We start from the raw sequence: 25,565 nt of genomic DNA on the forward strand, positions 1-25,565 counted from the left end.
CAGTCGAGCAGCGCTCGATCGGCGCTGCTGCAGCGATCGAGCTTTACCGCCCTGCCTGCCAAGCGCTCACCACAGCGCCGATCTCCGTCACCTCCGGCTCGCGGATATTCGACGGCGTCCGCGAGAACCTTGGCGCCGGCGCGGGCTGCGTCACGCCGTGCCGCTCGACGAACACGCCACGCGCGGCCATGTGCGCATGCTTCGGTGCCTCCGACATCGTCAGCACCGGCGCGAAGCAGATGTCGGTGCCCTCCATGATCGCGCACCATTGCTCGCGCGTCTTGCTCTTGAACACCGCGACCAGCTTCTCCTTCAGCGCCGGCCAGGCGCGCGGGTCCATCTGCGCGTCGAAGGCGGGATCGGAGAGGTCGGCATGCTGCCGCAGCAGCGCGTAGAACTGCGGCTCGATCGAGCCGATGGAGATGAAGTTGCCACAGGCGCATTCGTAGACGCCGTAGAAGTGCGCGCCGCCGTCGAGGAAGTTGCGCTCGCGCCCCTCGGTCCAGCGGCCCATCGCGGTGAGGTCGAAGAACATCGCGAGCAGCGAGGCCGCGCCGTCGCACATCGCGGTATCCACCACCTGCCCCTTACCGGACTTCGAGGCTTCGAGCAGTGCGGCAAGCACACCGACGACCAGATAGAGCGCACCGCCGCCGAAATCCCCGACCAGGTTGAGCGGCGGCACCGGCCGCTCCCTGGGTCCGATCGCGGCCAGCGCGCCGGTAATCGAGATGTAGTTGATGTCGTGACCGGCCGCATGCGCCAGCGGTCCGTCCTGGCCCCAGCCCGTCATGCGACCGTAGACGAGCTTCGGATTACGCGCGAGCACGACCTCGGGGCCGAGGCCGAGCCGCTCCATCACGCCGGGCCGGAAACCCTCGATCAGCGCGTCGGCACCGGCGAGCAGATCGAGCACCTGGGGGATGACCCCCTTGTCCTTGAGATCGAGCTCGATCACCTTGCGGCCGCGGCCGGCGACCGACTTCATGGTCTTGCGCGCACCGACGCGATCGAGCGTCACCACCTCCGCGCCCATGTCGGCCAGCAGCATACAGGCGAACGGACCCGGTCCAATGCCGGCGAACTCGACGATGCGGAAGCCCGCGAGCGGTCCGGTGGCGCGGGTCTCGGTCTGTGGTGCGGTCTTGTCGAGCACGTTTGTCTTGTCCCTGCGGTGCTTCGGCGCGTGATGAGGTCGATCGGACAAAGATGGTCGCCGTGACCTTCACCCTCCGCCTCCAGGGGAGGGTGGGTGTGCTTGGCTGCTGTCCGCATCAATCAAACATCATCACGCGCGATGCGTTTCCTGATCCTTTGATTGTCCCGCGTGCATCAGGCCAACGCAAGCGCGCCGTATGCCGCAAAGCAAAACGGCGCGCATCGCTGCGCGCCGCATGGAATTTGTCGTGCCGTTGCGCGGAATGATCCGCGTCGTGAGGTCAGCCCGCGGCTTGCACCGCGCGCTGCGCCATCACCTTCACCAGATTGGCGCGGTAGTCGGAGGAGCCGTGGATGTCGCTGAGCAGGCCCGCCGCGGAGACGCTGACACCGTCGATCGCCGAGGCCGACCAGTTCGACTTCAGCGCCGCCTCGATCGCCGGCACGCGCATCACGCCGCTCTGCGAAGCGCCGGTGGCCGCAACGCGGACGTCGCCGCCCTTCGTCTTTGTGACGAACACGCCAGTGAGCGCGAAACGCGACGCCGGGTGGCGCATCTTGGCGTAGCCGGCCTTTTCCGGCACCGGGAACGACACCTGGGTGATGATCTCGCCGTCCTCCAGCGCCGTCGTGAACAGGCCCTTGAAGAAATCATCCGCCGAGATCGACCGCTTGTTCGTCTTCACGGTGGCGCCGAGCGAGATCAGCGCCGCCGGGAAATCCGCCGCCGGATCGTTGTTCGCGATCGAGCCGCCAATCGTGCCGCGGGCGCGCACCGCGGGATCGCCGAGCACCGAGGTGAGATGGGCGATCGCGGGGATCGCCTTCTTCACATCGGCATTGGTCATGATGTCGTAGTAGGTCGTCGCGGCCTTGATGACGAGCGTGTCGCCCGACAACTGCACCCCGATCAGGTCCTTGATCTTGCCGATGTCGATGACATCGGACGGAGCAGCAAGGCGCTGCTTCATCACCGGGATCAAGGTGTGACCGCCGGCAAGGAACTTGGCTTCGCTGCCCTTGGCGAACAGCGCCGCCGCCTCGTCGACCGAGGAGGCACGATGATAAGTCGTCTGATACATGGTTGCTCCTCCGTTCGATCAGGCGTTGCCGTGGATCGCGTGCCAGACGCGGTCCGGCGTCGCCGGCATTTCCAGCTTGTTGTTGCCGATCGCATCCGTGATCGCGTTGATCACGGCGGCGGATGCGCCGATCGCGCCGGCCTCGCCGCAGCCCTTCACGCCGAGCGGATTACCCGGGCACAGGGTCGTGGTGTGGCTCAGCTTGAAGGACGGCACGTCGTCGGCGCGCGGCATCGCGTAGTCCATGAACGATGCCGTCACCGGCTGGCCGTTGCTGTCATAGATTGCGTGCTCGAGCAGCGCCTGGCCAATGCCCTGGACCAGACCGCCATGGACCTGGCCCTCGACGATCATCGGGTTGATCAGCCGGCCGAAATCGTCCGCCGCGACGAAGTTGACGAACGACGTCTTGCCGGTGGCCTCGTCGACCTCGAGCTCGCAGATATAGGTGCCGGCCGGGAAGGTGAAGTTGGTCGGATCGTAGAACGCAGTCTCCTTCAATCCGGGCTCCATGCCGTCCGGCAGGTTGTGCGCGGTGTAGGCAGCGAGCGCGACCATCGGCAGCGCGATCGACTTGTCGGTGCCGGTCACCTTGAACTCGCCGTTCTCGATGACGATGTCGCCTTCCGAGGCCTCCAGCGCATGCGCTGCGATCTTCTTGGCCTTGGCCTCGACCTTCTCCATCGCCTTGAGGATCGCGGTGAGGCCGACTGCGGCCGAGCGCGAGCCGTAGGTGCCCATGCCGAACTGCACCTTGTCGGTGTCGCCATGAACGATCGAGACTTGGCTGATCGGCACGCCCAGGCGCTCGGCGATCAGCTGGCAGAAGGTGGTCTCGTGGCCCTGGCCGTGGCTGTGTGATCCGGTGAGCACCTCGATGGTGCCGACCGGGTTGACGCGGATCTCGGCCGATTCCCACAGACCGACGCCGGCGCCAAGGCTGCCGACTGCCTTTGACGGCGCGATGCCGCAGGCCTCGATGTAGCAGGAGAAGCCGAGGCCGCGCAGCTTGCCCTGCGCCTTGGCGGCCGCCTTGCGCGCCGGGAAGCCGGCGTAGTCGATCGCCTTCATCGCCGCGTCGAGCGAGGCGTTGAAGTCGCCGGTGTCGTAGGCCATGATCACGGGGGTCTGGTGCGGGAACTGGGTGATGAAGTTCTTGCGCCGCAGCTCGGCCGGATCGACCTTAAGCTGACGCGCTGCGGTCTCCATCAGCCGCTCCAGCAGGTAGCTCGCCTCAGGGCGTCCGGCGCCACGATAGGCGTCGACCGGCGTGGTGTTGGTATAGACGCCCATCACCTCGGCATAGATCGCCGGGATGTTGTACTGGCCCGACAGCAGGGTCGCGTACAGATAGGTCGGCACCGAGGACGAGAACAGCGACATGTAGGCGCCGAAATTGGCGTGGGTCTTGACCCGCAGCCCCAGGATCTTGTTGTCGGCATCGAGCGCCATCTCGGCCTTGGAGATGTGGTCGCGGCCGTGCGCGTCGGTCAGGAACGCCTCGGTGCGATCGCCGGTCCACTTCACCGGACGGCCGACCTTCTTGGAGGCCCACAGCGCCACCATCTCCTCGGGATAGATGAAGATCTTGGAGCCGAAGCCGCCGCCGACGTCGGGCGCGATGACGCGCAGCTTGTGTTCTGGTGCGATGTTGTAGAACGCCGACAGCACCAGGCGAGCGACGTGCGGGTTCTGCGACGTCGTATAGAGCGTGAAATGCTCCTCGGCCGCATCGTACTCGGCGATCGCCGCGCGCGGCTCCATCGCGTTCGGCGCCAGCCGGTTGTTGGTCAATTCCAGGGTGACGACGTTGGCGGCCTTGGCGAAGGCGGCGTTGACCGCCCCCTCGTCGCCAATATGCCAGTCATAGACGACGTTGCCGGGGGCCTCCGGGTGAAGCTGCGGCGCGCCGGGCTTCAGCGCGGAGGGCATGTCGGCGACCGCCGGCAGCTCCTCATATTCGACCACGACGGCCTCGGCGGCGTCGCGGGCGAGGTTCTTGCTCTCGGCGATCACGACCGCCACGGCCTGGCCGACGAATCGCACGGTCTCCGGCGCCATCGCCGGCCATGCGCCCATCCTCATCGGCGAGCCGTCCTTCGAGGTGATGGCCCAGCCGCAGATCAGGTTGCCGACCTTGTCGTCGACGATCTGCCTGCCCGTGAGCACCGCGACCACGCCGGGCATTGCCTCGGCGGCCGAGGAGTCGATGCTCTTGACCTTGGCGTGCGCGTGCGGGCTGCGGATGAAATGGGCAAAGGTCATGCCCAACAGCTTGACGTCGTCGACGTAACGGCCCTTGCCGGTGATGAAACGCTTGTCCTCCTTGCGGACGACGCTGGCGCCAATGCCTTCCATACCCATGCGAATCTCTCCCCTACCGGAGTTCTATTGTCCCGCCGCGGCCATCGCGCGCAGCGGTCGTGGTCTCGGTATTGCGGTAAACGGCGGCTCTCGCCGGCCTCATTCGGCAGCTTGCGCGACCTTCATCCGTCCGGCAGCGTCGAGCACGGCCTTGACGATGTTGTGATAGCCGGTGCAGCGGCAGATGTTGCCTTCCAGCTCCTCGCGCACCGTGCTCTCGTCGAGCTCGCCTCCGTGGCGGTGCACAATGTCGATGGCCGACATGATCATCCCCGGCGTGCAATAACCGCATTGCAGGCCGTGATTGTCGCGGAAGGCCGCCTGCATCGGGTGCAGCTCGTCACCCTTGGCGATGCCTTCGATGGTGGTGACGTTGGCGCCCGCAGCCTGGCCGGCCAGCACGGTGCAGGATTTCACGGCACGGCCGTCGATATGGACGACGCAGGCGCCGCATTGGCTGGTGTCACAGCCGACATGGGTGCCGGTGAGGTTCAGATGATCCCGCAGGAGGTGAACGAGCAGGGTGCGATCCTCGGCCTCGACCGAGACCGCCTTGCCGTTCACCGTCAGTTTGACTGTCGACACGAGTAACCTCCCGATGAATTTTTCTTATTCTGATTAGAAACAGCGCCCTCAGGACTTTGCAACTCGAATTTTCGTCTCTGATGTCATTGCGACGTCTTGCGCGCGGCCCCGGCGATTCGGTCGCATGTGGCACGCCACGCGAGGCGGCACCGGCGCGGGTGAGCGCAGGCCGCAGGCCGATGCCGCCCATTTACCGCCCCTTAGCCATTGTGACGTAGTTTTGATCACGCTCTGGTGCGTTGCTGCCGGGCAGTTGGTTTCTGGCCAATATAAAGAATGGCGTGTCGGGGGTGGGAATGTCTGCGCAGCTTGCGCCGCAGTCGCGGCGTGCCAATTTTCTGACCCTGCGATTTCGCGGCAAGATCTTCCTGGGCTTCGCCGTGGTGCTGGCCATCTCCGCCGTCAGCATCGGCTTCTCCTATCTGGGGTTCGAGCGGGTCGCCGCAGCGGTGGCGGCCTATCGCAGCAGCGTTGCGGAAGCCGACACCACCCGCACCATCGATCGCGAGCTGGTCTCGTACCAGGCTCTCGCCCGATACTATGCCCTGACCGGCAAAGCCGACGACGAGGCGGCGGCCACCGCTGCCCAGCAGGCGCTCCAGGCCGCGATCGACAAATCGATGGCCGCGACCGGCGCCGAGCGGCGGGCCCAGGTCGGCAAGCTGCAGGCGCAGTTTCAGGCCTTCGCCAAGACATTCTCGAGCATCGTTGCCCTGACCCGCGAGAACGCGAAGCTGGCGACCGACCAGATCGGCATCATCGGCAACAAGATCCGCTTCAAGTTCGATGATCTGGCGGACACCGCCGCGCTCGCCGGCCTGCCGTCCGTGCAGACGACGGCCAAGGACCTCACCGGCCAGTACCTGACCGTGTCCGCGCTGGTCGGGACCTACATCGCCAAGCCCGATGCCAAGACGGCCGACGGCGCCATCGCGCGCACGCGCTTCCTGGAAACCTCGCTGGTGACGATCTATGCCAATGACGAGAAGATCACCCAGCGCGTCGCCGAGCTCGGCGACCTGATCAAGCAGTACCGCGCCGCCTTCATCAAGCTGTCGGAGAACATGAAAGCGCTCGACAAGCTCGAACAGGAGATGGGCGTCGTCGGGACCGAGATCATCGCGCTGTCGAACGGGCTGAAATCCGAGGTCGCGTCCGACCAGCAGCGCATCGAGGCCGCCGCCAACACCAGCATCGCGGACATCGAGCGGCTGATCGCGATGCTGGCGATCGGCGGGCTGACGCTCGGCGCCGTGCTGGCGCTGATGCTCGGCAACGGCATTTCCAGGCCGATGATCACGATGTGCAAGGCGATGCGCGAGCTCGCCTCGGGCAATTTCGACGTCCGGCTGCCCGGCCTCGGGCGCGCCGATGAGATCGGCGAGATGGCGGCCGCCGTCGAGGAGTTCAAGGTCCAGGCGGTGGCCAAGGCCGAGCGCGACGCCGCGACGCAGGACGCCCAGAACAAGGCTGCGGGCGCCGCGCGCCGGGCCGAGCTCATCCGCTTCGCCGACGAGTTCGAGACCGCCGTCGGCTCGATCGTGTCCAACGTCTCGAGCTCGGCCGAGCACCTCGAGCAGGCGGCTTCGACCCTGACGCGCACCGCCGAGACCACGCAGTCGCTGGCGAGCCGCGTGAGCGGCACCTCCGACCAGGCCACCGGCCGCATCCACTCGGTCGCGAGCGCGACCGACGAGCTGTCGGCCTCGGTCGACGAGATCGGCCGCCAGGTCCGCGAGTCCAGCCGCATCGCGGAATCCGCCGTCGCCCAGGCCGAGGAGACCGACGGGCGCATCGGCAAGCTGTCGCGCGCGGCGCAGGAGATCGGCGACGTCGTCAAGCTGATCACCGCGATCGCCGAGCAGACCAACCTGCTGGCGCTGAACGCCACCATCGAGGCGGCACGCGCCGGCGATGCCGGCCGCGGCTTCGCGGTGGTGGCTTCCGAGGTCAAGTCGCTGGCGGAGCAGACCGCCAAGGCGACCGACGACATCTCCAACCACATCTCCGGCATGCAGGCAGCGACCCAGGAGTCGGTGACCGCGATCAAGCAGATCGGCGGCACGATCCGTCAGATCTCGACCATCGCCTCGTCGATCGCGACCGCGGTCGAGCAGCAGGGCGGCGCGACCCAGGAGATCGCCAGGAACGTGCAGAGCGTCGCGGCAGGCACGCAGGCCGCCGCCGCCGATATCACCCAGGTCAATCGCGGCGCGACCCAGACCGGCGAGGCCTCGGAGGAGGTGCTGCGCTCGGCCCAGTCGCTGTCCTCGGAAAGCGCCCGCCTGCGCGCGGAGCTCAACCGCTTCATGGCGAACATCCGCGCGGCGTGAGTTCTGCGGCGACAGGCTGGTCTTCACACCGCTCGCAGATGCGTTGGCGAGCCCGCGGCCAAACCCTCCGCTGTCATCCCGGCGAACGCCGGGATCCATACGCCGCGGCCGATATGTGGCGGGCGATATCGATCGCGTGCCCCAATCTTGCATCACGCGGTATGCCAGGTCGCGCTCGCTCCGCCCGCTTGCCCGGGACGACACCTGAAATGAGGCGCGCCTGGGCCTCACCCAGGAGACGCTGCGCCCCCGGGCGGGTCGAGCGCCGAACCCCGCCCCACTTCCGGGAACCCGGCGCGCGGCGAGACGTTGGGTCGCAGCGGCAGGGTTTCATTGCCGCATTTGCTTCATCCTCTCGGTCGAGCATGCGGTGCGACCCGCGCCGTCGCATTGGGATTCCATGGCACCCCGACAGGCATCCTTTCCGCACCTCCGCGTCATCACGTCAGCGCCGCAATCCAGCGCGCCGCCGAGCGACACGGCTGGCCAGGATCGTATCATCGAAACCAACATCCCCGCCCGGCTCGACGACCTCCGCTGGAGCGCCTTTCACACCCGCGTCGTGCTGGCGCTCGGCATCACCTGGGTGCTCGACGGGCTCGAAGTGACGCTTGCCGGCGCCTTGTCGGGCGCACTCAAGCAGAGCCCGGCGCTGCATTTCTCCAATCTCGAGATCGGGCTTGCCAACAGCGCCTATCTCGCCGGCGCCGTGCTCGGCGCGCTCGGCTTCGGCTGGCTGACCGACCGCATCGGCCGCCGGAAGCTGTTCTTCATCACGCTCGCGCTCTATCTGTCCGCGACGGCCGCCACCGCCCTGTCGTGGAATGTCGCGACCTACGCGCTGTTCCGCTTCCTGACCGGCGCCGGCATCGGCGGCGAGTATACCGCGATCAACTCGACGATCCAGGAGCTGGTGCCGGCGCGCTATCGCGGCTGGACCGATCTCATGATCAACGGCAGCTTCTGGCTGGGTGCCGCGCTCGGCGCCGTCGGCGCCATCGTGCTGCTCGATCCTGATGTCGCCGGCCCGGATGTCGGCTGGCGGCTGGCCTACGGCATCGGCGCCTGTCTCGGCCTGGTCGTGCTGGTCATGCGGATGTGGATTCCGGAAAGTCCGCGCTGGCTGATGATTCACGGCCATCCCGAAGAGGCGCATCGGATCGTGGCGGAGATCGAACGCGACGTCACCGGCCACGACCGCGAGGCGCGCGCAAAGGAATTGCCGAGGATGCGGCTGCGGATGCGTAGCCACACGCCGTTACGAGAGGTCGCGCATACGCTGTTCTCGGTCTATCGTCAGCGCTCGCTGGTCGGGCTGACGCTGATGATCGCCCAGGCGTTCTTCTACAACGCGATCTTCTTCACCTTTGCGCTGGTGCTGACCGACTTCTACGGCATCAAGTCCGATCATGTCGGCTGGTACATCCTGCCCTTCGCGGCCGGCAACGTGCTCGGGCCGCTGCTGCTCGGCCGCCTGTTCGACACGCTCGGGCGCCGCGCCATGATCACCTTCACCTATGGCGTCTCCGGCGTGCTGCTCGCGCTCACCGGCTATCTGTTCTCGATCGGAGTGCTGAGCGCCGCGACGCAGACCGCGGCCTGGATGGTGATCTTCTTCTTCGCGTCACCGGCAGCGAGCGCCGCCTATCTCACCGTGTCGGAGAATTTTCCGCTGGAAGTGCGCGCGCTCGCGATCGCGCTGTTCTACGCCATCGGCACCGGGATCGGCGGCGTGGCGGGACCCGCGCTGTTCGGCGCGCTGCTCGACAGCGGGGCGCGCGGCGCGGTGTTCGGCGGCTATCTGTTCGGTGCCGCGCTGATGCTGGTGGCGGCGCTCGTCGCTTGGCGCTATGCCATCGCGGCCGAGCGTAAATCGCTCGAGCAGGTGGCGCGCCCGCTCGCTGTCATGGAGTAGATGATGATGTCCGACAACTCCGATCTGATCGGTTCTCCTGCGGCGGAGCCCGCCGAGATCGTTCCGACGCCGGTGAGTCTCGTGCCGCATCTTCGCGAGGTGGCGATCCTGCTCGATATCGACGGCACCCTGCTCGATCTTGCGCCGACACCGCGCGAGGTGTGGGTCCCGCCGGGCCTTGCCGAGGCACTGAACGCGTTGCTGCAACGAACCTCCGGCGCGCTGGCGCTGGTTTCGGGCCGCTCACTCAACGACATCGATCTCATCTTCGCGCCGGAGGTCTACCCCGCCGTCGGCGGTCATGGCGCGGAGATGCGGCTCGGCGGTGGCAGTGAGGCAGATGCGATCAAGGCGCCGCCGCTGGACAAGGAGCTGAAGCGCAGGCTCGCTGCGATCGCCAAGCTCAGCCCCGGCATTCTGCTCGAGGACAAGGGGTACTCGCTGGCGCTGCATTATCGCCTCGCGCCGCAGGCGGAGAAGGCGATCTACGAGGAGGTGTCGCGCATCCGCGCCGAGTTGCCGGAGGCGCCGATCGAGGTGCTGCCCGGAAAATGTGTGTGCGAGATCAAGCATGCCGGCTTCACCAAGGCGAGCGGCGTGCGCGAGCTGATGCGGCACGCGCCCTTCAAGGGACGCAAGCCGTTCTTCATCGGCGACGACGTCACCGACGAGACGGTGTTCGCGATCATGCCGGATTTCGCCGGCCTGTCGTTCTCGGTCGGCCGTCGGGCACTCGGTGTCGACGGACATTTCGACGCTCCGGACGACGTGCGCGCGTTCCTGGCGCGCCTCGCCGACGACGGAACTAATTCATCGACCTAGCGGTCTGCGCAGTGGGTCGGTATCGCCGCGTTATTAGTTCCATCCGCCATGCATTCGCATGTTGCATGCGTCGCTCTTGATTAGAAACGTTCTGACTTGATTGACGCTGTGATTACACCGCGCGAATGCCCGAATTTGGTTTCATTTGGTTGAAAGGGTGGCCTGGAACCATATTGATGAACAGCTGTTAACCGACATGACCAACAGGAGGGAGCTGTGAACCTCGTCGTGGTTTCGAATCGGGTGGCACGTGGCAAAGCCAACGAGCCAATGACCGGCGGACTTGCGGCAGCATTGCTGCCCGTTGTGGAGAAATCGGGGGCAGTATGGGTGGGATCGTCGGGACGTGTGCGCGACGGCGCGCAGACGGAGCCGATCGCAGAGATCGAGCAGATTGGTGAAGGTGCGCTTGCCCTGCTGGATCTGCCGGCTGCGCACTATGCCGGCTACTACGAAGGCTTCGCCAATTCGGCGCTGTGGCCGGCGCTGCATTCACGCAGCGATCTGATCAGCGTCTCGCATGATGATTATCGTTCCTATCGCGAGGTCAACGCCTTCGTGGCGCGCGCGCTGCTCCGGTTCCAGAAGCCGGACACCTTGTTCTGGATTCAGGACTATCACTTCCTGTCGCTCGGCGCGGAGTTGCGCACGCTCGGTGTCAAGAGCCCGATCGGTTTCTTCCTGCACACGCCGTGGCCCGCGCGCAGCGTCATCGACAGCGTGCCGAATCACCGCGATCTCGTCACCGCGATGCTCGCCTATGATCTGATCGGCTTCCAGACCGAGGACGATCGCGAGAACTTCAGCGCCTGCATCCGCGCCGATCTCGGCTTGCAGGTGCGTGATGGCGTGGTCAGGTCGCTGCACGGCCGCACACGTCTGGCGGTGTTCCCGATCGGCATCGATGCCGACAAGTTTGCGCAGCAGGCGGCGAAGGCGGTGGCGCATCCGGACGTGTCGCGGCTGCGCCGCAGCCTGAATGGCGAGAAGCTCGCCATCGGCGTCGACCGGCTCGACTACTCCAAGGGCCTCGTCAACCGCATCAGTGCGTTCGACCGGATGTGGACGATGCACCCGAGCCTGCTGCGCGCCGCGTCGCTGCTGCAGATCGCAACGCCGTCGCGCGAATCGATCGAGGCCTATGGCAATCTGCAGAGCGAGGTCGCGCGCCTCGTCAGCGAGGTCAATGGCCGCCATGGCGAGGTCGACTGGACGCCGATCCGCTACCTCAACAAGGGCTATGGTCAGGGCGTGCTGGCCGGCCTCTATCGCAGCGCCCAGGTCGGCGTCGTCACGCCGCTGCACGACGGCATGAACCTGGTGGCGAAGGAGTATGTCGCCGCGCAGAGCCCAGTCGATCCCGGCGTGCTGGTGCTGTCGAAATTCGCCGGCGCCGCCAACGAGCTCGACGCGGCGCTGATCGTCAATCCGCATGACATCGACGGCATGGCGCGGACCATCGCGATGGCGCTGTCGATGCCGCTCAACGAGCGCCGCATGCGCTATGAGATCATGATGACGAAGCTGCGCCGCCATTCGATCCAGCAATGGTTTGCCGACTTCGTCGAGACCCTGCAGGACGGTGACTCGGCCGAGGTCGAGATCGAGCCTCTGCCTGCAGCGCCGGCGGGTTTTCTGGCCGGCCGCATGCTGTCGCCCGGCGCGCGCTATCACTGAACCGGGCGTTACACCTCGCCGCCGCACGGCGGCGAGGCTCAATGGCAGTAGGAGACGCCGTCGAGCACGGCGCAGCGCAGCTTGTTTGGCGAACTCGGATTGTCCATCGGCACCATCCCGTTGCCCTGTCCGACGAACACGCCGGGTCCCACCACCACCGATGCCTTGTTGCCGACGATGACGGACGGGTGCGGCTTCAGGCTGGACTTGGTCCCGTCCGGCCACAGGATCGCATCGCCCTGCCAGATCCCCTTGCGGCCGTCGTCGCAGGTCACGTCGACGCCCTGCTTGGTGCATTGATCGGCGCGCGCCGGGCCGGCGGCAGTCAGGCTGAATGCTGCCGCCAGCAGCACGGCGAGACGGGCAGGGGTGGATGACGGCATCGCGAGGTCCCTCGTGTGCAGCCGGACCGACGGGCTGCAAATCAGTGGTCGTGCCGGCCGGCCGGCCGGTTCATCGATCGGCCGGCGAGCGGCGGCGGCCCCCGGCCGAGCCCGCAACCAGGGCGGATTGATGATTTTTATCAGCGATTTGGGGGAAATTTGCCGCCGAGGCCCCCGCCCGGCTTGCAAAACGCCGCCGACCCCGCCAAGAGAGGGCCGCCGGAGAGATGGCCGAGTGGCTTAAGGCGCACGCTTGGAAAGCGTGTGTGCGGGAAACCGTACCGTGGGTTCGAATCCCACTCTCTCCGCCATCCCAGCGTTCGCAAATGTTCGCTGCCGTCCGTCAACCCCCTGAAAAATCGCCGCAATTTTAGCGTTTGATGCTTCATCGCGTCCGCGCAGGTTCGCCCCAGAACGTGGGTAAACGCGTGCAGGATGTGGGTAGCATCGTGGATAGGGCTGCGAGGCAAAGATGGCGCATCTGGTGGGCCGCCTGACGGCACTGAAGGTGACGAAGGTCAAGAAGCCCGGCATGTATGCCGACGGCGCTGGCCTCTATCTGCAGGTCACAGGCGACGGCGAAAACACGCCTGCCAAATCCTGGATCTTCCGCTTCACCCTTCGCGGCCACTCCCGCGAAATGGGCCTTGGCTCCTTCTCGATCTTTGGGTTAGGCGAAGCGCGGGCGAAGGCGGCCGAGTATCGACGGCAGGTCTACGAAGGCATTGATCCGATCGAGGCGCGCCGAGCGCAGCGCGCGCAGGCCGCACTGGAGGCCGCCGCCGCGCTAACCTTCAAGGAGTGCACCAAGCAGTATCTCGCGGCTCACAGCGCCGGCTGGCGCAACGCCAAGCATGCGGCGCAATGGAGCTCGACGCTGAAGACGTATGCCGAGCCGGTCGTCGGTTCCCTCCCGGTGCACAGCATCGACACTGCGCTGGTGATGAAAATCATCGAGCCGTTGTGGTCGAAGAAGCCGGAAACGGCATCGCGGCTGCGCGGCCGGATTGAAGCCGTCCTCGATTGGGCGACTGTGCGCGGCTTCCGCCAGGGTGAAAATCCGGCGCGGTGGCGCGGCCATCTCGACAAGCTTCTGCCAGCACGTACCAAGGTGCGGAAGGTCAAGCACCACGCCGCCTTGCCCTATGATGAGCTGCCCGCATTTATGACAGCCTTGCGTGCGCAAGACGGCGTCGCGGCACGCGCGCTCGAGTTCTTGATCCTTACGGCCGCGCGCACCGGCGAGGTGATCGGCGCACGACCCGAAGAAATCAAAGACAACGTCTGGACGGTGCCGGCCGGACGCATGAAAGCCTCCAAGGAGCACCGCGTTCCGTTGTCGGCCGCGGCGCTCGCCATCGTCGAAAAGCTACGCAAGGAGCAGGGTGGCGCGTATCTGTTTCCGGGTGGCAAACGCGACAAGCCGCTCAGCAATATGGCTATGCTAGCGCTGCTCGACCGGATGGGGCGATCGGACCTGACCGCGCACGGCTTCCGCTCGACCTTCCGAGACTGGGCCGCCGAGCGCACGAACTATCCGAATGAGGTGGTCGAGATGGCACTCGCCCACACGATCAACAGCAAGGTCGAGGCCGCTTATCGCCGCGGTGATCTGTTCGAGAAGCGGAAATCGTTGATGTCCGATTGGGCAACATTCTGCGCGTCAAGTGGTGGTGCAGATCAAAAGATAATCTCGATCCGCGCATGAACTGCCCGATCGCCTATCTAGCTGTGTAGCTTTTTCTTCGGCGGCCTTCACGTAGTCTGGACTAGCAGGGCAGATCTTTGGTCTTATCAGTCCCGTCAATAGAAACTGGTAGCCGCACGCCAGCAACCTTGCAAATCGCTTCAATCAGGAGCCGAACCGCTCGGGCTTCCCATTCGATTTGTTCGATGGGCACATCCCAATGCTCTGACACCACGTAGGCAGCGTGGCGGGCCTTGATGCCAAGACCTACGATCGTCTGCGCCGGAGTAGCCATAATTGCTCGCTCAATAGGGGCCACGCGAGCCAGGATCGCTTCCATCTTCTCCACTCGGCTGGCCTCGTCCGAACGGACGTTCTCCTGTTCTCGAGGCTCCCTATCATCATCGTGCTGGAACTCTAACGCGGACATCTCTGACAGCAGCGTGGCAAAAGTCGTATCTAACTGGACAAGGGCGAAATCAGGCTCAAGCTGTTCTGCTGGAGCCGTTTGATCAGCTGAAAGCTCATTCCGAAGATTCAATTCCTCTGCTCTCAGAGATCTCGTTGAATTCATCGCCTGCACCGACGGGCCGTTGCTCATTCACCACCCGATACTGATTCGAGGAAGTTTGCACTTTCCCGTCATGGTGTGGGCCAGAGGAGGCGCTGCAGCCACGATGGTGGGAAAGATCGGCAGTCCCACTGAGAACGCTGGGAAGGAAATAGGGTCGATCCCGTAGAATACCGAATTTATCGGTATCTGAAAAGTCGTTTTATGTCTCTGGCCCCCTCGTGAGGCCAGGATGCCGAAATCGGTAACATCACCACTGCAGAAAAAGCTTGCCGCCATGCTGGTCGAGCACAGGAAGGCTGCAGGGTTGAGACAGGTCGACCTGGCTGAAAAGATGGGTGTCTACCAGTCCTGGGTGACCCACATGGAATCTGGCCAGCGTCGGATCGATGTCGTCGAGCTAATCGAGCTGGGGAAGATCTTAGGGTTCGATCCGGTCGACGTGGTCAGGAAACTGAGTCGCAAATAGGCATCGCGGTCAGTTCGCCCGGAACGCCTTGATGCGGTCTTTCCTGTCCGGCGCGTCAGAATCTTTTCGGATTCTACCGACCTTTCAGATGCGAGATTTTACCAACGGCGCAAGGCCTCTATGGCAAGATACATGCGGGCCGCTTCGGATCGCGCATCGTGCAAGACGACGCTGGTGCGATTGTTTCCGCAGACGTGGCCATCGTCGAGCCGCGGCTTGCCGGCGCTCCCATTAGGATAGGCGCTGGTCCCAAAGTTGATCCGCGTGGAGTCCGCTGATGCGGGTCAGGGCGCCCGGCGGCAACACACCTCACCGGGTCGTTAACATCACATGCGATCGCGCAAAGCAGCGCGGCGACGACGGCACGAGTCGGCGGACTGCCCAACTGCGGACTCACGACGGCATGCCCGTCCGGGCGGTGCGGCCGACGCCAGCGTTCCACGAACCCAAATGCCAGTACTTGGAGGGTTATGCGTACTCGTGAGGTAAAACTGTCCGGACGAGAACGGGCGTCGACATCCGCATGAACCAGTTTTGACCAGACCGCCGGCGGCAGATGGCAGCGAACTCCTCGACATCATGAGGTTGGATGACGCTTCCCAGCACGGCGTCTCGGCAACCGCTGCCCGAAGGACGCAGGGAGGGCCTCTCAAGACCCCGAGCTCGGGGCACTTCATGACTGGCCGGCGAGGAAGACGGAAAGCCGAACGGAAGTATGGCTCGCACACGAATTCGTCTCTCACCTGGGCAGCCAAAGGCAAGCCGACGACTTGGTCGGTGGAGGAGATGAAAGAGACGAGCAAGGCGCGCGACGTTTTCCTCGCTAAATGACCGACACAGTCGCTGCAACGTGCATAGCGTTTGCTATCTATGCTCCTTTGAACAAGGGGGGCCTCTGGCGAACGCTAAAGCGCTAACCAGCCCGTGCATTCTATTTGTTGAGTTGACTGAGTTGGCCGGCTTTGTGCGCCCAATCTTTTGCGGATAAAGCGACTTCATCGCTTTCCGCCCATCTGGCCAAATACAACGCCAACTCCCACCAGAAAAAGCTGGGTTGCCGCATTCGAGATAACAGTGAAAAGTTGCTTTTCGCCTGACAGATAGGCCGACAACATCGCCACGGCGCCACATGTGAGAGCCATGACCGCTACAAGCGTGGGGGTAAATCGAGGATCTGTGCTCATTCTCTCAACCATTTACAGGCCGAGAGAGGGTTCCGAACATGAGGAACACCCCTCCCAGCGAGTGGGAAGTGCGATCCTCAATTCGGGCTTACCGCCATGCCGAGATTGAGAGGGTGCCGGGTGATCCCAGCCACAAGTCAAGAAACGGTACGCTCAATGGCGGCCCACCGTCTGCGCCAACATCACGTTAGCCCAGGTGGGTTTGTTGTAAGCGGGCATCACGCCCTTCTACACAACGGCATATCAATAGCAGATTATCTCAAAAAAATCAATAGGCCTGTGGGATCGATCTCCATTGGCTGCAGCTTCGGGGGCCTCCTCGACCAACTTCATCGCCAGCAATACCTCTCGGAGCCTTCCGGCATCGCGCGAGCACATTACCTGCAGATCAACCGCAAGAGCTCGTAGTACTCCTCACGCGGGAACGGAGGCCAGGGGCATCCAAAGCGATTGACGGCGTGATGAAGGCCCGGAATATTGATCGCGACCTGTCCGGATTGCCTGATGATCAGGTCGTGGTGGTAGGAGTCATAGAGAGCTCGACTGGTTCGACCTTGAGCACCTCGGCGAACCTCGATGATTTCCGAGCTACAAAGATCACCGCTCGATCCTGCTGATGTTGACACGACCCCCCCCTTGATGTGCCAGTCTCGTATGTGAGTGCTGCGATAGGCCCTAAGCATTACTTGTGAAGCGCATTGTCGGTCGCGGGACCGAAATTGGCGGTTTCCTGCTGAAGCATAGTCTGCCGGCGTTCGCGGATAGCGCCAATGTGGCGCCGTCAGGCGAGATCCTCAGCAGTGATATGGAACTTGAGGAGGCGGCGAGCATTGAGCGGGCTTTCCTTTCCGATCAGGATAAGCGCTGCCTTAGCGGTATCAGCTATCTTCCCATATGTCTGGTCTTGTTCTCGAATAGCTTGAAATCCCAATGCGGCGCCGATGACTCGACGGAGTCGCTCACCTTCCATGCTTTTGAACATGGTATAATAATCATCGACCGACAGGGTTGCTAGCCGTTTGGTATCTGCCTGGCTCCAACCATGGTTTGAGCCGATGCTGTGGAGGATATCCTCCGGTGAACGCTCGTCACGGAAAGTCTTGAGCTTTTCTGCAAAGGCATGAATTACATCCGGGTCTTGGATGTTCTGGGCAAAGGGATGCGATGCCAGGTCGTAAAATGCGTAATCTTCGTGCTGCCTTCGTTTCATAAAATGGTTCAATACATATTTGGCAGCCCGCTCGCGGCCGAGAGTTTTCAGCAAGCTGACCGCGCCGTTCAGCTCCGAAGGGGTCACGAATTCTGCGTGAAACTGCATTGCGCTGACCAAGGCGCGGACGATATCGCGAGTATTGTCCTTGAAGGACTCGTGAAAGAGTGCCCAAGCGTCAGCGAAAGACTTTGTGGAGTCCATCTGCTTCAAGCGCTCATTCATTTCCTCGGCATTACGCTTGATGAGGTCTTCGTCAAAAAAGCCGCGTTTGACACCATCGAACAAGGCCAAATCGAAGGCGTCAGTTGAAGCGTAGCCGTAGTTATCAAGAAGCATATCCCATTTATGCTGTTCCGGTCGTTCGGCGTCATCTTCAAGGATGCCGGCAAAAGAGTCCTCAGGCCGGGCCAAGATAAAGTCGATTAAGGCGTTGTCGTCCTCTGCGGTCTTTGAGAAGTATGCCCAGCCGAACAGTGTAAGGGTGGATGCGGCCTGTTCAGCGACCTTTTCGTGATAGCCGCTAAGTAATGGCAGCACGTCAGTGAAAAGCCGTTCAATCTTCTTAATAACACGAATGTTAGAAACGCCGAGTGAGATGCACCGTTCAGAGAGAAGGTGTGTTGTGGGTGCGTCATTGGCGAGTGCTATTTTGACGCTCTCCTCCTCGGTTGGGGCAAACAGGAGCGACAGGTCGATTACTTTCTCTCGATAGCGTGCAAGGTCCTTAGCGTCGGGGTCGGACAGTGCCTCCTCGCTTAGGATCATAACTACTTTACATCCGCGACGCTCTGTCAGGTAGGAGACAAGGCCAAGGACATCGATGATCCTAAGGTTGGTGCCGCGGCGCTCCAAATCGTCAATGCAGATAATGCGGTCTCTGACGGCAAGGAATGAGATGGCTTCGAGCGTGGCCGAAGCACCCTTGAAGCGCGATATGACAGATATGAGTTGCGTGCCAAATGACTTCACGACGAAATCGGTGTTGGTCTGCAGCGTCTTTAGCGAAGGCTCAATGCCGACGTCCTTGGTGTCGATAGTGTTTTCGTAGATTGAGTATTTTAGCTCGTTGAGGTTTTGCAGGCCAAAGAGTGAGACATAGGCGTACTTCTTGAGGCCAATGGTGGCCTTGGTCTCCTCAAGAAGCTTGTTCCAAAGATGGGTCTTACCGACGCCCCATGCCCCCCGGAGAGCAAGTACCTCGGACTTGGAGGATTTCAGAAAACGGACAATCTCGCGGGTTACCCGGTCAGTCGCTGTGCGTTCAACGTCGGTCAAGATGGCTGGCCCCCCCCCCACTCGCCTTAAGCGAGCAAACATTAGCCGAACATCACCAAGGCGGTATAGTGGAGCGTCGTGCCCAAGCGAGCACATCGCAAAGGAAATCCAAAGTCGGGAAACGTTCATTCGGGTGTCCGGCATAGGCTCGCCGACCAGGGGAAGCGGTTGGATCGGGACTACGTCACCGTGCCCAGTAACGGCACCAAGAACAGGGCGTCAGGAGCAGGTTTTGACGTGTGTCCTTGCCGCCGCCCCAATTCGCCAAAACGAAAGGATAACACCGACACATCGCCCCGCAGTTCCGTATCATGATGGAACGCGACAGCGCCCACGAAACGCTTCGGCCGTTCGAGCGCTCTGACCGGGTTGATGGCAGGTAGTAAAGGGCGAAGCCTTGAAGCGGGTCGCGATAGCGACAGCCTCTACGGTCTGCCACCGGCCGCGGTCTACTGCTGCTGGTTAGAAGAACAGGCCGCTGTCCTCACCGGATTTCCTCGAGCGGGTCCTTCGGACGCCATCCGACCGGATCCGCAATCCAGCGGCTTATGTCAGATTCATGCCAGCCGCTCCCGTTAGTGCTGATCTTGAGCTGAGCCGGGAACGTGCCCTCTGCGATCTTGCGGTATATGGTGGACCGGGACAGCCCAGTCCTCGCGAGGACGGTGTTCAAGCGAACGATACGGTCTGGTTCGCGCATGATCGCGCTGCCTCCTGCAGGCTGTTTCTGACGTCTCGTGAGAGCAGACGAGCCAAACAGTTCTAGGCGCACAATAGCCTTTGGCACGTCGCCGTGCTCTGGCGTAAGGCCGAGCGCAAACAGGATGGGTCAAACGCCGATGCTCCGGCCTCTGCCGAGATCGATGCCATGTGCGAAGGCCAATTCCTGGCCAAGCCGGCGGCCTGACTCGAACGCGATTCCGATCTCCTTCTTGCGGCTGGCAAGGATTGATTCCAGTTGCGGATCGCGTTCAAGGCTTTTGGCCATGTCGCCCATAGCCGCGCGCGTCGCCCTGTAGCCAGACATGTCACCGGCCTGATACTGGCGCTGGCCCAACTGCCCGAGCTTCTGCCATCGCTCCACGAAGCGATCGGCGCGGCGGCTCGGATCGGTGCGGAGTTCGGTCTCGAGCTGGAGCGCGCGGACGGCGCGGCTAACCTGGCCGCCCGCCGCTTCGCGTGCCAGTTCCGGGTTCTTTTTGTAGGCGGCTTCGGCATCGTATGAACCAAAGGGCCGCACCTCTTCGAAGGCCTGGCGAGCCGTCTGCAGCTCTTTGACTTGCGCAGATGTGACCCCGCCGCTCGTCTCTTGCGCAGCGAAGATCGCATCGACGGCGCGGGCATGGCGCACCAGAGCCCGTGTCCGCACGCGACGCGCGCTCTCTTCGGTATCTTGCGCCACGCTCCTTGCCGGCAATTCGGCTGCGCGCCGGTCTGCTGCCGGACCGCTCGTTTCCCTTTCCTGTGCTGCCTGCTCCGGCTTGCGTCCGCGGTCCGGCTCGGGGGCATCTACAGGCGAGCGAAGGCCGTCGAACATTTCGCGCAACTTCTCCGGCACGATCTTGCGCACGATCTCGGCCACGCGCTCGCGGAACGTGATCCCGCGCTGTTCGGCATAGCTCTGGATGGGATCGGCACGGTCGTAATCGGAGGCCATGTCCTTGGCCCGATCGCGGGAGAGGGTGCGGGTGAGCCGGTCCGCATTGGCAAAATCGTCGCGACCATAATGCAGGTCCACCCCGTCCCGATGCCGCGACAATGCGACATAGCTGCTGTGGGCATCCATGCCGGGCGTCGCGAGCACATGGACGCGGTCCACCGTCATACCCTGGGCCTTGTGGATCGTCGCCGCATAGCCATGGTCGATCCGGCTGTAATCCTTGAGGTCGAAGCGCACGGATAGGCCATCGTCGGTCTGCACGGTTAGTGATTGCGCGCTGACCTGCTCGATGGTCCCGAGCGTGCCGTTCTTGACGCCGAGGCCGCGCTCGTTCTGCAGGAACATCACCCGATCCCCGCTGGCAAAGTTTCTCGCGCCGCGCTCGACCGTCACCCCCACCTCATCGCCCAGATTGCCCGCAGCCCGCATCCGCTCGCGCGCTGCCTCGTTGAGCGCCCGGACCTCGTCATTGGTGTGGGTCAGGATGATCCGGCTCCGGTCTGGCGAGGTCTGCCGGTCGCGGTCCCAGCGGTCGATCAGATCGCCGCGCGCCTGCTCGCGGCTCTTGGCCTCATGCACCATGCCGTGGGTCCGGTAAGCTTCGAGCGCATTGGCCACCTTACTGGTCGCCAGATCGCGCGTGGCGTCGCGCTGCCAGTCCTCCCTCTGACGGCGAACCTCGCCAATTTCCGCACCACCGTGACGCTCATGGATCGACCGGAAGGCAGCACCCGCCTCGATCGCCTGCAGCTGTTGCGGATCGCCGACCAACACCACCTTGGCGCCAGCATCGGCAGCGTGGGACAGAACACGCTCAAGCTGGCGCGTGCCGACCATGCCGGCCTCGTCGATCACCAGCACTTCGCCCGATTTGAGCAGATCACGGCCTTGTTCCCAGCCATGCTCAAGGCTGGCGATAGTCCGCGACGCAATGCCCGATCCGCTCTGGAGATTTTCCGCGGCAATGCCGGACAGCGCCACGCCTCGGACCTCGAAGCCTGCTGCTTCCCAGGCCTCCCGCGCCACCCCCAGCATCGCGCTCTTTCCCGTCCCGGCATGGCCGACCACGACGCTGAGACCGTGTCCGTCTGTGACATGTGCGAGTGCCTCGGACTGTTCGGATGACAGGACCAGGCCGCGCGCTTCCGCACGCGCCAAAGCGGCCTTGCGAGCCGCGTCGCGGACCTCATGGCGCTCCCGGTCCGCCAGCAGCTCGAAAGCCCGGTGCAGGCGCTGTTCCGTCTCGATCATTCCGCGGGTGGTGAACCGACCCTCGCCGCGGGCGTCCTTGCCGAGTTCGACCAGATCGAGCGCTCCCTGCAGCGCGACCACCACCTGGTTGAACTGGTCGAGCCCGTCACTGTGCCGGTGCGCAAACTTTGCCAGGTCCCGGCGTGTGAAGGTCGATTGCTGCTGGGTGATTGCCTCCAGTCCAAGGGAGGGATCGGCGATGATCCGCGCGCCATTGTTCCGCGCGATCTCGCGGTGCATCTCGGCCCGGTCAGCCTCAAACCCTTCGCCTGCGATGCCCTGAACCTCGATCCGTTTGGCTGGCGCGCCGATCTGGCTTTGCGGCTCGAGCGCAATGCCCTGGTCTTCCAGACTGCGATGGTCAATCCGCGCGTCGATGTCGAGCTCGGCCAGCCGTTCGTTGGCAAGCTCGGCCCAGCTTTCACGCCAGCGATTGACCAGCTCGGTGCGATTCCAATCCCGCACCTTCTGGCCAAAGCCGTTCTCGTCGACCGCGCGCATCGTCAGCATCACATGGGCATGAGGCTTGGGCATGCCGTCCTCACCCCTGTCCCAATGCACATTGAGATCGGCAACCATGCCGAGACCCACGAACTCACCGCGGACGAAGTCCCGTGCCAGCTCGATCCCCTGCGTCTCAGTCAGCTCGCGCGGAATGGCAAACTCCACCTCCCGGGCCAGCTGCGCGTCCTTGCGGATTTCGACTGCTTCGACCGCATTCCAAAGCCGCTCGCGATCCGTCCAGGCCTGCGGCGCATTTTCCGGCAGCATCACGTCGGAATGGACGACGCCGCGCTTTCCGGAAAAATCCTGCTCACGGCCGAGCCGCTCGTCGCGCAGCCGCGAGCCGGAGCGGTAGGCCGCCGACGCCACCGCGCTGCTCCCGGCCTTCCGGCCTATGACCTTGACGTGAAGATGATAGATCGCCATCGCGATCAGATCACTGACACAGCGAGGCGTACGTCGGAACGACGTATAAGCGCGCCCTCCCTCGAAAAAATCTCGGGAGGGACTATCCCGTCTCAGGCCATCTTGACGATCTTACAGCATTGCGCGGGTAGCCAAGCTATCATTTCTCCAACGGAACCCATGGAGACGACCATGCGCAAACCAAGGGACTTTGATGCGGACCTGAAGGCACTCGAAGACAAGGCGCGCACGCTGAAAACTCGCAAGGTGCGACACCTGGGCGAATTGGTCATCGCCACCGGAGCCGACATGCTCTCCGCTGAAGAATTGGCTGGTGCACTCATCGTGTTGGCCGAGACGAAAGAGGCCGGTAAGAGGGAGGCATGGGCGAGGCGCGGGGCCACGTTCTTTCGGAGCCGGGCGCGGCGAAATGCGCCAGCAATTGACCGCAATATGGATGGCGCTTCTGCGCAACCGAGCGGCGCGCAACCGGTATCAAGCCGCAAAGGCGCGACATGACATGCGCTCGTGGCAGGTCGAGCGCCGCAAGCGCACGCGGCATCTCATCAAACTCGGTGGCCTCGTCATGAAAGCTGGGGTCGTTGAGCTGACCGGCGATGATCGCGCCACCATCCTAGGCGCTCTACTCTGCATCGCCGACAAGCTTCAATGCGATCAGGGCGAACGGGCGCGGGCGCTCTGGGCCGCGAAGGGGAAGCAGGCGTTCGAGGCGGACCCGGCAACATACGGGGGAACAGCTTGTGACTGGCCAGCTTCGATGCGGGAGAAATCGGGCAAGATGGTTTGAATCGATCCGATTATGGCTGCCTGACCCTTTCGCGTACGGCTTCAACACCGATGACAGGACGATCCTGGCTGCGATGGCGAGCTTCAATTCCAACATGCATATATTCATGGCGGGAGTGGCGGACCCGAGCCTATAGAGGAGTACTCGAGGGCGCGTTGGTTGCCTTTTTGGTGGGGTATCTCATGGACATCTGGCCCCAAATCTTGTTTGGCGGCGTTGTTGCCGGTGTTCTCGCGCAGGTGATTAGCGGGCGGCTCTCTCGCTCCGTGAAGATCTCGGAATTCCGTCAAAAGTGGATTGGTTCACTGCGGGACGATTTCGCCTCTTATGTGGGCGCCACCCACAAATGGGTTCGAAAATACGAAGAGATCAATGTGATAGTTGAGTTCGAAGAGAAGGTAAGAAAGACAGGGAAGAGCTGCTTCCGCATCAAAATGAGGCCCTGGTTATCTTATCGCGAATCAAGTTGCGCATTAACCCGCACAGAAATCGCTATAAGAAAGAAGATGATGGGTTCTTGCTTGCTCTCGACAAGCTGCTCGACCCGGGAAAGCTCGGTCCACCGAATCCGTCGACGATAGCACTAGCGTGGCACAAGGCGGCACCCTCCCTCCGGAGCTATCTGGAAGCCGAGCGGGCCCTGACGGCCGCGCTGGAGGTCGGCAATCCGGACGCTCTCGACGCGGCTCGCCGGAGCGTCGAACTGGCCGCCCGCCAGGCGGTCGACATGCTGCATCATCTGGCCGAATTCGTGCAGCACGAATGGATACTGCCGTTCCCCGACGTCGGTCCCGTCCGCATCGCGATCGACGCGAAGCGTGAATTCCTGCGGAATGGCAAGCACGTCGCCGACGTGTATCTGCTGCGGGACGTTTCCGTCGCCTTCAAGCACCACCGCCCGCGGACCGGCCGCATCGACGCGTCGAACGACATCGCTCCGGGCGGCTTCGGATTCGGCAAAGGCTGCTGGGGCGAAGGCAAGTATGGCGGTGTCGAGCAGATCGTGGTCGCGACTAACGACGGCGACCGGCGTGCGCTGTCGTCGCAGCACGACACTGTCATTGATGACGTGCGCGAGCTGCGGAAGAAGGTAAAGGCGTGGCGCAAGATCTATGAGCCGGTCTACGGTGAGGTCCGAGACCACCTCGCGCATAACAAGCAGGGTGGCTCCGAGATCGATTCGTTTCTCGCGAAGACCAACATCGACGAGATGAAGCGCATGTTTGGATTCCTGCGCGCGCTCCACGAAGCCCTTATCGAGCTTTACCTCAACGGCCGCAATCCGCTGCCGTTGCTGGATGTCACGTTCAATCCCCCACCGGCCAGGCCACGCCATCCCGGTGACAAGGCCTATGCCGAGGCGCAGACGTCGCTGCTCTCGATGGTCGGCGAGCAGACTGCGTAATTTCGCTTCCGACTGCGTGATTTCGATCCCCGCCTGTCTAGGCCAAAAGTCGCAAGGCCCAGGGTTGGCTGATCGGCTCCAGCCTATGGATGCGCGGGGTGAGTGCGTCGACTTGGGGCCTGTCCCAATTCAGACAAGCCGAAAGGCCATTGCGGTTCGATAGCGTTTCGAGCTGCCGTTGTCCAAATGCGCGTTGAGAGCATTCCAGCTGTCGAAAACCTTCCAAGCTGACGGAGGCCTCCAAAACAATAGCTCGCTGCGAACGCTCATCAACTCCTCAATCACGAAAAAATTATCTTGCCGCCGTTGATATCCAAATGCGATCGAATGGCCGCTGCTGTGCTCCAGTATACGGGGAGCCCTCGAGCGTCCGCATTGACGTTGATCGCCGCCCCAGCAAACTCTCGTCCCGCCGAGCTCTGTGAAGTAGAAGGGGCTATGGGATGCAGTCGAAGAGGGGGAGACAGAAGCGAAGGGTTGCCGATTACCCCATCCAAAAGGATCAAGGCCGGTCCCGTTCGTCCAACGGCTCACCTGCACCATTAACGAAGCAAGCGAGGTCACCGGCTTGGGACGCACGAAGCTTTACGAGTTGATAGCGACAGGGCATCTCATTACGACAACCGTCGGGCGTCGGCGTTTAGTGCTCGTGAGCTCGCTCCAAGAACTGTTCAACGTGAACCCCTCGGAACCGGGAGGTATGAAGAAGATTAGGTAGCACTCCGTGGTTTGTAAGACTTGGCCCGCGGATGTACGTCCGTTTCCGCTACGATCTGCTAGAAGACGACGGCCCGTTGTCGTCGCGGGTTGCTGA

The 25,565-nt window shown here is 63.1% G+C and carries 19 protein-coding genes and 1 tRNA gene; 11 read left to right on the top strand and 9 right to left on the bottom strand.

Annotation, left to right across the window (positions count from 1 at the left end; all coding sequences use genetic code 11):
• Positions 1-43: 43 nt before the first annotated feature.
• The 4 genes from QX048_RS18285 to QX048_RS18300 form a co-directional block, all read right to left on the bottom strand.
• The gene (locus QX048_RS18285; protein WP_316173287.1) at positions 44-1,156 is read right to left on the bottom strand and encodes a CaiB/BaiF CoA-transferase family protein; all 1,113 of its coding nucleotides are present in this window, start codon (positions 1,154-1,156) and stop codon (positions 44-46) included.
• 283 nt (positions 1,157-1,439) lie between these two features.
• Entirely contained in the window at positions 1,440-2,240 is an 801-nt protein-coding gene (locus QX048_RS18290) for a xanthine dehydrogenase family protein subunit M (protein ID WP_315828359.1), read from the bottom strand.
• Between the two features lie 18 nt (positions 2,241-2,258).
• On the bottom strand, positions 2,259-4,604 hold the full coding sequence (locus tag QX048_RS18295; RefSeq protein ID WP_315717017.1) for a xanthine dehydrogenase family protein molybdopterin-binding subunit: 2,346 nt from the start codon (positions 4,602-4,604) through the stop codon (positions 2,259-2,261).
• A 99-nt stretch (positions 4,605-4,703) separates the two neighbouring features.
• On the bottom strand, positions 4,704-5,189 hold the full coding sequence (locus QX048_RS18300) for a (2Fe-2S)-binding protein (RefSeq protein ID WP_315717018.1): 486 nt from the start codon (positions 5,187-5,189) through the stop codon (positions 4,704-4,706).
• A 296-nt stretch (positions 5,190-5,485) separates the two neighbouring features.
• On the opposite strand from QX048_RS18300, the gene QX048_RS18305 reads away from it, so the two are divergent.
• From QX048_RS18305 to QX048_RS18320, 4 genes are all read left to right on the top strand, one after another.
• Entirely contained in the window at positions 5,486-7,522 is a 2,037-nt protein-coding gene (locus QX048_RS18305; RefSeq protein ID WP_315828358.1) for a HAMP domain-containing methyl-accepting chemotaxis protein, read from the top strand.
• A gap of 400 nt (positions 7,523-7,922) precedes the next feature.
• Positions 7,923-9,437, top strand: a complete 1,515-nt coding sequence (locus QX048_RS18310) for an MFS transporter (protein WP_316191842.1) — start codon at positions 7,923-7,925, stop codon at positions 9,435-9,437.
• Positions 9,438-10,259 carry a trehalose-phosphatase gene (otsB, locus tag QX048_RS18315; protein WP_315717021.1) on the top strand — a complete coding sequence of 274 codons (822 nt, stop codon included), beginning with the start codon at positions 9,438-9,440 and terminating at the stop codon, positions 10,257-10,259. It begins immediately after the preceding gene.
• Between the two features lie 216 nt (positions 10,260-10,475).
• Complete coding sequence (locus QX048_RS18320) at positions 10,476-11,936, top strand: trehalose-6-phosphate synthase (protein ID WP_316191841.1); 1,461 nt, start codon at positions 10,476-10,478, stop codon at positions 11,934-11,936.
• A 38-nt stretch (positions 11,937-11,974) separates the two neighbouring features.
• Here QX048_RS18320 and QX048_RS18325 read toward each other — a convergent pair whose 3' ends face one another.
• The gene (locus tag QX048_RS18325; protein ID WP_315717023.1) at positions 11,975-12,319 is read right to left on the bottom strand and encodes a hypothetical protein; all 345 of its coding nucleotides are present in this window, start codon (positions 12,317-12,319) and stop codon (positions 11,975-11,977) included.
• 221 nt (positions 12,320-12,540) lie between these two features.
• Between QX048_RS18325 and QX048_RS18330 the strand changes: the two genes are divergently transcribed.
• A tRNA-Ser gene (locus QX048_RS18330) sits at positions 12,541-12,630 on the top strand.
• Positions 12,631-12,791: 161 nt separating this feature from the next.
• The gene (locus tag QX048_RS18335) at positions 12,792-14,027 is read left to right on the top strand and encodes a tyrosine-type recombinase/integrase (RefSeq protein WP_316200584.1); all 1,236 of its coding nucleotides are present in this window, start codon (positions 12,792-12,794) and stop codon (positions 14,025-14,027) included.
• A 61-nt stretch (positions 14,028-14,088) separates the two neighbouring features.
• Here QX048_RS18335 and QX048_RS18340 read toward each other — a convergent pair whose 3' ends face one another.
• Complete coding sequence (locus QX048_RS18340) at positions 14,089-14,607, bottom strand: hypothetical protein (RefSeq protein WP_316200585.1); 519 nt, start codon at positions 14,605-14,607, stop codon at positions 14,089-14,091.
• Positions 14,608-14,809: 202 nt separating this feature from the next.
• Between QX048_RS18340 and QX048_RS18345 the strand changes: the two genes are divergently transcribed.
• Positions 14,810-15,046: a helix-turn-helix domain-containing protein gene (locus QX048_RS18345; protein ID WP_015663696.1), complete on the top strand. Its 237-nt coding sequence runs from the start codon at positions 14,810-14,812 to the stop codon at positions 15,044-15,046.
• Between the two features lie 1,965 nt (positions 15,047-17,011).
• Here QX048_RS18345 and QX048_RS18350 read toward each other — a convergent pair.
• The 3 genes from QX048_RS18350 to traA form a co-directional block, all read right to left on the bottom strand.
• The gene (locus tag QX048_RS18350) at positions 17,012-18,718 is read right to left on the bottom strand and encodes a P-loop NTPase fold protein (RefSeq protein ID WP_316200586.1); all 1,707 of its coding nucleotides are present in this window, start codon (positions 18,716-18,718) and stop codon (positions 17,012-17,014) included.
• A 484-nt stretch (positions 18,719-19,202) separates the two neighbouring features.
• On the bottom strand, positions 19,203-19,418 hold the full coding sequence (locus QX048_RS18355) for a helix-turn-helix transcriptional regulator (RefSeq protein ID WP_316200587.1): 216 nt from the start codon (positions 19,416-19,418) through the stop codon (positions 19,203-19,205).
• Positions 19,419-19,547: 129 nt separating this feature from the next.
• Entirely contained in the window at positions 19,548-22,559 is a 3,012-nt protein-coding gene (gene traA / locus QX048_RS18360; protein ID WP_316200588.1) for a Ti-type conjugative transfer relaxase TraA, read from the bottom strand.
• 171 nt (positions 22,560-22,730) lie between these two features.
• On the opposite strand from traA, the gene QX048_RS18365 reads away from it, so the two are divergent.
• The 4 genes from QX048_RS18365 (at position 22,731) to QX048_RS35260 (ending at position 25,469) form a co-directional block, all read left to right on the top strand.
• Positions 22,731-23,057, top strand: a complete 327-nt coding sequence (locus QX048_RS18365; RefSeq protein WP_316200589.1) for a conjugal transfer protein TraD — start codon at positions 22,731-22,733, stop codon at positions 23,055-23,057.
• A gap of 1 nt (position 23,058) precedes the next feature.
• The gene (locus QX048_RS18370) at positions 23,059-23,346 is read left to right on the top strand and encodes a conjugal transfer protein TraD (RefSeq protein ID WP_316200590.1); all 288 of its coding nucleotides are present in this window, start codon (positions 23,059-23,061) and stop codon (positions 23,344-23,346) included.
• 517 nt (positions 23,347-23,863) lie between these two features.
• Positions 23,864-24,751: a hypothetical protein gene (locus QX048_RS18375; RefSeq protein WP_316200591.1), complete on the top strand. Its 888-nt coding sequence runs from the start codon at positions 23,864-23,866 to the stop codon at positions 24,749-24,751.
• A gap of 541 nt (positions 24,752-25,292) precedes the next feature.
• Positions 25,293-25,469, top strand: a complete 177-nt coding sequence (locus QX048_RS35260; protein WP_410052172.1) for a helix-turn-helix domain-containing protein — start codon at positions 25,293-25,295, stop codon at positions 25,467-25,469.
• Positions 25,470-25,565: the final 96 nt, after the last annotated feature.

It is taken from the genome of Bradyrhizobium sp. SZCCHNS30572 (assembly GCF_032484415.1).
In the GTDB taxonomy this organism is placed as follows: Bacteria; Pseudomonadota; Alphaproteobacteria; order Rhizobiales; family Xanthobacteraceae; genus Bradyrhizobium.